The sequence below is a fragment of the Bacillus sp. 166amftsu genome (assembly GCF_900107445.1).
Taxonomy (GTDB): domain Bacteria; phylum Bacillota; class Bacilli; order Bacillales; family Bacillaceae_G; genus Bacillus_A; species Bacillus_A arachidis.
The window spans coordinates 1-9,086 of sequence record NZ_FNQA01000041.1 but is presented as its reverse complement, the minus strand read 5'-3'; the positions used below and the strand labels follow the sequence as shown (position 1 = coordinate 9,086).

Genomic DNA, 9,086 nt, shown 5'->3' with positions numbered 1-9,086 from the left:
AACTACACTAGTGGAGTCTTGCCTACAGAGGTAAGGCTTTTTTGTTTTATCTAATTTTTTGTCTCATACTTAAAAATAGAGAGAAAAAGATTTTATAGAATAATTGATCAAGATTTGTTTATTTTTGGTAAATCATATTGATTAGTATTTAATTTTTTTAGGAGATGTTGTATGTGCAAGTGTAACTTGCTCTTTTTTATATTATAACCTTTTATTTTCATATACATATAATGCATTAAGAATTAATTGTAAAGGAGAAGTATGTTATATGACACAATTGGAGGAACTAGAAAAAGATGTTAATCAAATGAATCTAGATTTAAAAGCTATTCAACATGATGTGAAAAATTTAGAAGCAAGAATACTAGTAGCTGAAAGGGATGTTTTAACTATTAATAAACAATTAGATAAAATCAGTGCGAATACTACATGGATTTTACGATTGATCGTAAGCGCATTGGTAACGGGGGTACTTGGTGTACTCGCAAGAAACTTGTTATAGGAAAAAAAGGTGTTGGTCAATCAAAACGGACCTAGCGAAGCAGAGGGAGTATTTGACTTGACCAACTGCACGATACCCAAACCCTCTTGGTAGTGAACAAACATTGTTTGTTCCTGCCAACCGGCGAGGGAGCCCCTCAAGGATTGAGGGGTTGGGGAGTTCGATGGATGGGGTCTGGGGAAGAGTTCCCCAGTGGGTTTGGGCAAAGCCCAAGGTTTGTTTTTACCATGCTAAGCATGGATCGGCAAAGCCGACAAGCGTCGCAGACCCCTATCGATTTTGATGCGTCAGCGTCAAAATACGTATAGGGTTACGTTAATTGACTCCATTTCGTCGCTTTGCTAGACTTATGGTATCAATTAATCTAGGGGAAGTGGTGGCACTTTATGTTGTTCTCTATTTCATTTAATCAATCTCACCAAAGTTCATTAAGCCATAATAACAGGGAAAACATTTATGGGAATCCTGGCATCGATCTATCCAGGTTAGACGAGAATATTTACTTTGTTCAAAAAGATATCCGAAGTGTATACAAGGATGTTTTTCAAGAAGCGGTAGACAAGTATAACGAGAAACAAAAACGGAATGACCGTAAGATTAAGGATTACTATGACAAAATACATAAAGACGAAAAGACACATGAGCAACGAGAACTCGTTGTAGCGATTGGGGAAGGCAAAGACGACCCAAAGTATAGGGAAGCCAAAAAGGAAGCGTTAAAACAGTATGCTGAGGCGTTTCAAGAGCGAAATCCAAATCTAGCAGTTTATAACATGGTTTTACATGATGATGAAGCAAATCCGCATTTACATATTAACTATGTACCAAATTTCGAAAGTAGTCGAGGATTAACGAGGCGTGTCGGAATGGATAGAGCCTTGCAACAACAAGGTGTCGAAGGAACGGGAATAAAGTTAATTGCGCATTGGAGAGAAGTGGAAACGGCTTATATTGAGCAATTAGCGAAAGAACACATTCCGAATTTTGAACGTGCTAATGTAGGTTCACATAAATATATGAAAGTCCGTCAATACAAGGAATATGCAGAAACAAAATCACTTGTTGAGAATCAAGTACAAGAAAAAGAAATGCAGTTAGAAACGATTGACCATCACTTAAAAAGTGCTGAAGAAAAAACAAATGAATTACAAGTAGCGAAAAAGAGTTTGGAAAGTGATGTCGTTGATCGGTATAAAGAATTAGAAACAGTGAAACAACAAGTGGAAAGTGAAAGTGAAAAACTGCAGTTGATTGGCCAGCGTTATGTAGAATTAGAAAAAAGAGTAAAACAACAGCAAGAAGAATTAGATAGTGTTGCGGATCAATTACCAAATGAACCTATTAAAATTCCATTTTTGCGTAAAGAAGTAGTAACAGAAGTACATGATAAAGTGTTTGGAAAAGCTGAAATCAAGAAGAAACAAACAAGAAATTATGTGTTATCACCAGAACAATATCAAGAATTAACAAAACAAGTGAATGCAGCGGTTACTATCAAAAAGGATTATGAGCGTTTGAGAAAAACAGACTTTGTGAAAGAGTATCAAAGTTTAAAAATGACTGCAGAGGGGTGGATGGAAGAGAATAGGATATTGAAACAAGAAAAAGGTGAGTTAAAAAAAGAAGTTAGTGTATTACATAAGGAAATGGGAGCTTTAAAAGCTCATATGAAGGATTTACAAACAAATATAATGGTTTTATACCAACAAACGAAAAAAGCTCTAAAAGAGCAATTTCAGACGCTTAGAGAGCTTGTTGAAAATGAATTGGTTGGTAGGGGAGTTAATAATCATTTTGAACAGGAACATAAGAGGGAAGTGAATAAGCAGAGAGGGTTTGATATGGAAAGATAGACGTGATAATGGTGAAAAAGAGAATTGATTTTTAGTAGATGGAAACCTTTAGTAACTTATTTCATGTTATTATAAAGAAAGACGAAAAAACCGCCCAAAGTCTTGGCGGACAGGCGGTTTTTCATAATAAGGTTGGAATCAACCAATATATATTCTATATACATTCTAACATATAAAAGTTGATTCCTTCCACTAAGGGAGAGAATTATTTTATGACAAAAGTTGTAGATTTTGGACAAGCTGAAAAAAAAGCGAAGTTAAGAGATAGTAAGATTGATAGTATTTATGATCAGTTGCAAGCCGGTGGTTACTCAGAAGAAGAGAAAGCAATGCTCTTACAGTTATTAAGTAAGGCAACTGGCGGAGAAGAATATTTCATTGCAAAAAAGAAAAAACCAACGGATCGGGTGAGATTTGTGCAGATTATTATGGATAATATGGAATATTTGAATGGTATTGGATATTTCACCAATGCAGAGCAAGCGTTTTTATTGCAGATTTCTTCTTATTTAGAATTTAAAACTAATGTAATTATTGAAAAAAGCAGTAATGATAATGAAATTGATGCTAATGCAGCAACACCTAGCTATTTAGCTGAAAAGCTTGGTAAAACAAGAGAGAGTGTTTCTAAAACAATGAATTCTTTGCTAAAGAAAGGTGTTTTAGGGGTTGCAGAAGCAGGAATGACAACTGATGATGGCAGAATTTGCACAAGTCGTACATGGTTTGTAAATCCTAATATTATGTGTTGTTCTCCTAAGGATAGTGTTGATAGAGCAACTCAACATATTTTTAAAAAGTCATTAAGAAATTTTAAGGTTAAGGGCGATACCAAAAAACACAAATTACCAATTTATTTATTTTAGATGTCAATTTTACTATTGACATCTTTCTTTTTTGTATCATTTTCCATTTTATAGGTGTGAAAAAAAATTCACACAGGTGTGAAAAAAAATTCACACCCCACATCGTATAAACCCTTGTTATTACTGACTTTCTTCACTTTGCTCTTCTCACTCTTATATATAGGGCTAAAAGTTCCGCAAGGAACGGGTCGTATTTTTGAGAAACCCACTCAAAAATCTCCACCCTTTTCGCTTTGCTCCATCCTGGCAAAACTTTTTTCGGCTCGTTTGCTTTTCTGGCCAAGCCGAAGGACAAAAAGCAATGCAATGGTTCTCGACTTGGACTAGCAAGTATACGAGCCGAACCGCCAAGATCATTCGTCCTGGATTCGTTCTTATCCGTTATGACGTTACGTTCCAAACCGTGGGGTCTCGCCCCCACACGACGAGCCAGCACTCCAAACAAAAAGCAATGGAAGACCAAAGGGTAAGATCCAAACAAAGGGAGTGGGCAAGCTACGGGATTACCATGACAATCCCCAAAAACATCGTTTTTGACTTGCTAGGAAGTTTCCTAGAACCTTTACTATTCTTTCGTTCTCGAAATTTCATTTGTTTGTCCGAAAACGGTTGTTGCTTTGCTCGATTTGCAATATATAAAAAGACAAGATTAAAACAAAAAAACTAACCCTAGCAGAGGTACTAGTAGAAGTTTATTTCTTAAACAGTTGCTTGACTTGGATCAGTAATTGTACCCGACGAACCGCCAGTACTCATACTGAAAAATAAGGGGGAAATAGCATGATAAAACATTTTTACACCTTAGAATCACGTTATTATAAAGAAATTTGGTAGTTTTTAATTAGCCTTTAACTTAACCTCAAACTTAAGGGAGATGTATAGATGAACATTGGTAGACAAATACAATATTTTCGTAAACGGGATAATATGTCCCAAGAGAAGTTAGCAGAAAAAATTCATGTTTCCAGACAATCTATTTCTAACTGGGAAAATGAAAGGAACTATCCAGATATTCATAATTTACTAATGATGAGTATTCTCTTTAATGTCTCCCTGGATGATTTAGTTAAAGGAGATGTAAAGATCATGAAAGAAGAACTTCAAAAATCAGCTTTCTTTAAGTGGAGTTATATCATGTTAGCATTAATGATTATACTTCCTATTTCTATTGCACCTGTATTTTACTTTTTTGGTTATTATGGTTTTATAATACCTGTGGTACTTACGATTTTATTTATGTTTTCATTACAGCAAGTTGAAAACATAAAAAAAGAGCATAATTTAAAAACTTATCGTCAAATAGTTGATTTTATAGAGGGAAAACCTGTAAGTGAAGTAAAGCCTAATATAAAAGATAAATTATTAAAAATGGGTTTGATGTTTGCAAGTGCTTTAATTAGTTATAGTTTGATTTATTTAGGATTGAGTGTATTTGGAAGATAAATTAGAAAACTATTAAGAGTCCTCCGGATTGTTTAACTGGAGGACTTTTGTGTTTACATAATTTCTGTTCTCGGAAGAGACTCCATTTTATTTTTAATGTATCTAACGCATACTACATTATGAGGTGAAAGATATGTTATTTAGTGCTTTGCTACTGACAAGTAATATAATAAGTTCTACATACTTAGGAGTCACATCAGTACCGGAAGAACCAACTCCTATAATCCAAAAAATCTACACGACTATTCCTGAAAAAGAAAGTTGGGTAGTCATTCCAAAAGGTACTAAAACCATTACAATTTATGTTGAAGCCGACAATGCAGAAACTATATTGTTTTGGCTTGTACCAACAGGAATAGCTACCTGGAAAGAAAGAAAACTTATTGGCTACGATACAAATCCAACAGATGGATGGTCTTTAGAATGGAATATTGATGGGATGGAATTATATGACCATATTCAAGTACAAGCTCTTAGTCATACAAAGATAAGCAATGATCTATTCAATATCACCACTGAACGTAAATAAACTAGATTGTCTAAGCAACCCAGTCGACATAAAATTCGTTACCGGAAGTTAACTGATCGTTTATTTAAGATCAGTAATGAATCCCAAAACCAGAAAAGAGATCCAGCTGAGATTACATAAATATATATTAGAATTTGTTCGAAAAACTTACTGTTAAATTCAAAATCAGAAACTGTTATTGTAAAGTACACGATCCAAGCACCGATTATGTAAATAAATAAAGCTGGGATATTAAAAGGTTTAGAAAAGACGGTCTTGGTAAGTAGTAATTGAACCGGAATAGCAAAAATAGTAAAAGTAAATGAGTAAGCCAGAGTATAAATAGGTAACAGACCTAAATTAGCTTCTGATAATGGTCCAGGTGATTCAGCTATGATATTGACAAAAGACATACATAGACCTGATAAAAGAATGACTTTCAATCTTTGTAAAAACATTAATTTTTCCTCATTTCTCCATTTGTTAATTCCATTTTAAACCATTAAAAATTACAAATGAAGAATCATTTAAAACTGTATACTCTATTCAAGCTCGGTTAACATAACGCATCATTATTAGTAGTAAATATTTTGATAGAATCCTTGTTTTTATGGGGTTCTTTCCTCTTTTCTATGTCAACTGAATATACAAAAATTTATACATGGTTGATATAACGGGGATTCTAGGGATCCCCGTTATATTTTTTTTGCATAAAATCTTGTATAAATAAAACAGATTTTGATATTGGTATCGAGAAGTAATGAATATCGGTGTTAAAATCGATATGTATTTCGAAATTATTTCGTTTTTAAAATCGGTTGTGAAATCAGTTGTAAGTGTATTCCGATTTTGATTGAAATGTTGATTTAATAATATTTGTGAGTGAAAAAACGTATTTTGTTTTTTAGGGAGGAATAAAAATTGGGATTAAAATCGGAAATGTATACACCGAAAATTGTTGCAGATCGTTTAGGGATTACCCCCGACTTGTTAAAAGCATGGTCAAACGAATTTAATATACAAACGGAGCGAAGTCAGGGAGGGCATCGTAGGTACTCGAAGGAAAATATAGAAGAATTAATAGCAATCAAAGAAAAAATACAGGTGCAAAAATGGTCTTATGATCAAGTTCGAGCATGGAAGAATGGAGAACTTGATTCGTTTGTTTCAAAAGAAGAAAAATCGGAATTAGAAAAGAAATTGAATGAAGTATTAGAAAATCAACAATTACAAAATCAGTTCAATCAAGCACTTGTTCAAAAATTACAAGAGATTACGAATGAATTGGTCACTACAAAAGAGCATTTGGCTAATACTGAGAGAAAATTAACTGAAGTAGAGGGTAAAAATAGTGAATTAGAAGTTTTTATAGAGAAGAAGTTAGAGAAGCGGGATCAGTTATTACTTGAAAACATTAGAGATATGCAGAAGCAAAATCAGAAACAAAAACGGAAAGGTTTTTTCGGTTTGTTTAAAAATTAAATGTGGTTGCTATTCTTTGTAAGGCCTAATGTAGGAAAAAGAAGAATAGTAATCTAGCATACATACAATAAGGGAATGTAGTACAGATTAGGATACAAGCATTCCCTTGCTATTAGTATGTTATATTCTTATAAATTTTGAGTTATTACGATATAGGCTATGTATAGTAAAGATAAAAAGATAAATATATCTAGTGTTAAAAAGACGTATAAAATTATTTTTATTTTTTTAGATGCATCATTTTTAATCATATAGATAATGAATAGAATTGTGATTGATTGAAATAAAATGGTGAAAAATAAAAAGCTAATAGAAAATACTATAACGTTTGGTGCAAATCCGGTATTTGCAATAAGTAGAGTACTGATTATGTTAAGGATAAATGTAGTTATTATAAAAGTATATTTATAGATGTTTTTAATTTTGATCACCTACTTTAATTTTTTGTTTGATAATATAGTTTTTTATTTTTGTGGTTATATATAAGTATTTTGTTATTATTTTCGTCTACAATGTAAACATCTTTTTCTTGCCAATCTATCCCGTGAGGTATATCTTTTTCGATTGAAAATAAAACGTCTTTATTTCTAAAAGGAATTGAATTTCGATGAGCATGAATGTTTATTTCATGCTCTTTTGTTTCAATGCTATAATCTCCCGAATAATTGGAGAAGAAAGGTGTTAATTTACTATAAATATATAGAATTTCTCTTTTATCGCTTTTTTGATAAAAGTGGGAATTAATAACCTTTAGATCTGTTGTTTTTATGTCCTTTGGTATAAGTAAAAAGGCAATGAGACAATAAAATATAACAATAATAGTAATTAAAGAATATATGTAGAGAGAGGTTATTAATAAATATCTTTTATAATTGCTTTGTTTTATTATCTGATTTTGCAAATTTGAATCCTCCTTTAATAAAGAATCAATTGAAACATTAAATAGATTGCTTAAGGCTAATAAATTGGTTAGATCGGGAAGACTTTTTCCTAGTTCCCATTTAGATATAACTTGTCTTGAAATAAATAATTGGCTGGCTACATCTTCTTGTGTCATGTTATTTATTAATCTTAAATGTTTTATTTTTTTTCCAATGTCCATATATGTACCTCCTTTAATTACTTTAATTATTCTAATGTTAAATAGTAAGAAACGCATCGTAGCGTTATAAAAAAGGCATGCAATGATCTGTTGCGAAGCGTTTTATGGTGATTTATCTTCTTGATAATGGGGTACCACCAGCATTTTGGAAAAAAAACACGCTAAGAGCATACAGGATTTTATACAGTTTTTTGGCTAATCGAGTAACAAACGAGAACCTGAAAACCGTATCATGATAGGAATGTATAAAAAATTGCATAGATTCATAGAAAAATAAAAAGGCGAATCCCTTGTGAGAGTAAGGGGACGCCTTTTTATTTGCTACCGATAACGACAATTATGTAAATACGAAACTCCTTCAACAAATAAATTGAAGGGGTTTTTTCTAGATACAGTGACTACTGATAAGTGATGTTATGTAAATTTCACAAAAATAAGATATATAATATTAAAAATAACGATTAACTGAGGTGAGACTATGGAAAATACATGTGAAATTCCCATATTGGAAACAAAGCGTCTTTTATTAAAAAAACTAGATTTTCATGATTTAGATGATTTATTTGAAGTCTACTCGGATCCTCAAACAACTACATATGTACCTCGAGAGGTACATAAAAATAAAGATGAAACTCGTATTTTTTTAGAAAACACGATGGAAACAGCTAAGAAAGGTAAGTCCTTCACATGGTCTATTATTTTTAAGGGTGATCAGAAAGCTATTGGAACCTGTGGCATCTGGAAATTATTACACGGTAGCGCTTCTTTAGGAGCTGTTATTAACCCACTGTATTGGGGAAAAGGAGTTATCGTCGAAGCTTTAGAAGAACTAATAAAGTTTGGTTTTCAAGAATTAGATTTAAATCGTATTGAAGGAAGATGTGACGTAAGAAATATAGCGTCTGAACGAGTTATGCAAAAGCTAAAAATGACATATGAAGGAACATTGAGACAAAGTGTAATGATCAATGGTATGTATTGCGATTCTAAGGTATATTCTCTTTTAAAACATGAATATGATAACTTTCGATAACAGAACTTATGTAAAAAGCTAGTATGGATTTAGCTTTTTCTTTTTTGTCCATGATGCTCTAATCCTTTTATTTATAATGTTTTGAATGTATACTTTTCTTTCTAATTTTAAGGACATCAAGGGAATTGGGATAAATTCAATGATTAAGGGAAAATGAATGTAAACAAATATGCAAAAGTTTACATTCATATTTATAATAAATAAAAAGCACTTTTTAATGTTTTAAAAGTGCTTTAACTTGATGTTGATGTGACGGAACCTTAAGTATGTAGAAATTAAAAAAAGTCCCTTAATCAT

The 9,086-nt window shown here is 32.2% G+C and carries 9 protein-coding genes; 7 read left to right on the top strand and 2 right to left on the bottom strand.

The window, feature by feature from the left end:
- Positions 1 to 268 precede the first annotated feature (268 nt).
- The 5 genes from BLV40_RS27055 (at position 269) to BLV40_RS27025 (ending at position 5,193) form a co-directional block, all read left to right on the top strand.
- Positions 269 to 502, top strand: a complete 234-nt coding sequence (locus tag BLV40_RS27055) for a hemolysin XhlA family protein (RefSeq protein ID WP_026593405.1) — start codon at positions 269 to 271, stop codon at positions 500 to 502.
- A 386-nt stretch (positions 503 to 888) separates the two neighbouring features.
- Positions 889 to 2,355 carry a plasmid recombination protein gene (locus BLV40_RS27045; RefSeq protein ID WP_090695694.1) on the top strand — a complete coding sequence of 489 codons (1,467 nt, stop codon included), beginning with the start codon at positions 889 to 891 and terminating at the stop codon, positions 2,353 to 2,355.
- A 212-nt stretch (positions 2,356 to 2,567) separates the two neighbouring features.
- Positions 2,568 to 3,221, top strand: coding sequence for a MarR family transcriptional regulator (locus BLV40_RS27040; RefSeq protein ID WP_090695692.1), 654 nt, complete (start codon positions 2,568 to 2,570; stop codon positions 3,219 to 3,221).
- Between the two features lie 882 nt (positions 3,222 to 4,103).
- Positions 4,104 to 4,664: a helix-turn-helix domain-containing protein gene (locus BLV40_RS27030; RefSeq protein WP_090695690.1), complete on the top strand. Its 561-nt coding sequence runs from the start codon at positions 4,104 to 4,106 to the stop codon at positions 4,662 to 4,664.
- A 148-nt stretch (positions 4,665 to 4,812) separates the two neighbouring features.
- Positions 4,813 to 5,193, top strand: coding sequence for a hypothetical protein (locus BLV40_RS27025; protein ID WP_244525466.1), 381 nt, complete (start codon positions 4,813 to 4,815; stop codon positions 5,191 to 5,193).
- 38 nt (positions 5,194 to 5,231) lie between these two features.
- On the opposite strand, the gene BLV40_RS27020 is transcribed toward BLV40_RS27025, so the two are convergent.
- Complete coding sequence (locus tag BLV40_RS27020; RefSeq protein ID WP_090695688.1) at positions 5,232 to 5,630, bottom strand: UPF0715 family protein; 399 nt, start codon at positions 5,628 to 5,630, stop codon at positions 5,232 to 5,234.
- A 463-nt stretch (positions 5,631 to 6,093) separates the two neighbouring features.
- On the opposite strand from BLV40_RS27020, the gene BLV40_RS27015 reads away from it, so the two are divergent.
- Positions 6,094 to 6,654: a MerR family transcriptional regulator gene (locus tag BLV40_RS27015; protein WP_090695686.1), complete on the top strand. Its 561-nt coding sequence runs from the start codon at positions 6,094 to 6,096 to the stop codon at positions 6,652 to 6,654.
- A 436-nt stretch (positions 6,655 to 7,090) separates the two neighbouring features.
- On the opposite strand, the gene BLV40_RS27005 is transcribed toward BLV40_RS27015, so the two are convergent.
- Positions 7,091 to 7,756, bottom strand: coding sequence for a helix-turn-helix domain-containing protein (locus tag BLV40_RS27005; protein ID WP_090695683.1), 666 nt, complete (start codon positions 7,754 to 7,756; stop codon positions 7,091 to 7,093).
- 478 nt (positions 7,757 to 8,234) lie between these two features.
- Between BLV40_RS27005 and BLV40_RS27000 the strand changes: the two genes are divergently transcribed.
- Entirely contained in the window at positions 8,235 to 8,789 is a 555-nt protein-coding gene (locus BLV40_RS27000; protein WP_090695682.1) for a GNAT family N-acetyltransferase, read from the top strand.
- The last annotated feature ends 297 nt before the right edge of the window (positions 8,790 to 9,086 follow it).

Excerpts from the sequence above, each read along its gene's own strand:
- BLV40_RS27055 (WP_026593405.1), top strand. The coding sequence starts at position 269 with ATGACACAATTGGAGGAACTAGAAAAAGATGTTAATCAAATGAATCTA.
- BLV40_RS27045 (WP_090695694.1), top strand. The coding sequence starts at position 889 with ATGTTGTTCTCTATTTCATTTAATCAATCTCACCAAAGTTCATTAAGC.
- BLV40_RS27040 (WP_090695692.1), top strand. The coding sequence starts at position 2,568 with ATGACAAAAGTTGTAGATTTTGGACAAGCTGAAAAAAAAGCGAAGTTA.
- BLV40_RS27030 (WP_090695690.1), top strand. The coding sequence starts at position 4,104 with ATGAACATTGGTAGACAAATACAATATTTTCGTAAACGGGATAATATG.
- BLV40_RS27020 (WP_090695688.1), bottom strand. The coding sequence starts at position 5,630 with ATGTTTTTACAAAGATTGAAAGTCATTCTTTTATCAGGTCTATGTATG.
- BLV40_RS27005 (WP_090695683.1), bottom strand. The coding sequence starts at position 7,756 with ATGGACATTGGAAAAAAAATAAAACATTTAAGATTAATAAATAACATG.
- BLV40_RS27000 (WP_090695682.1), top strand. The coding sequence starts at position 8,235 with ATGGAAAATACATGTGAAATTCCCATATTGGAAACAAAGCGTCTTTTA.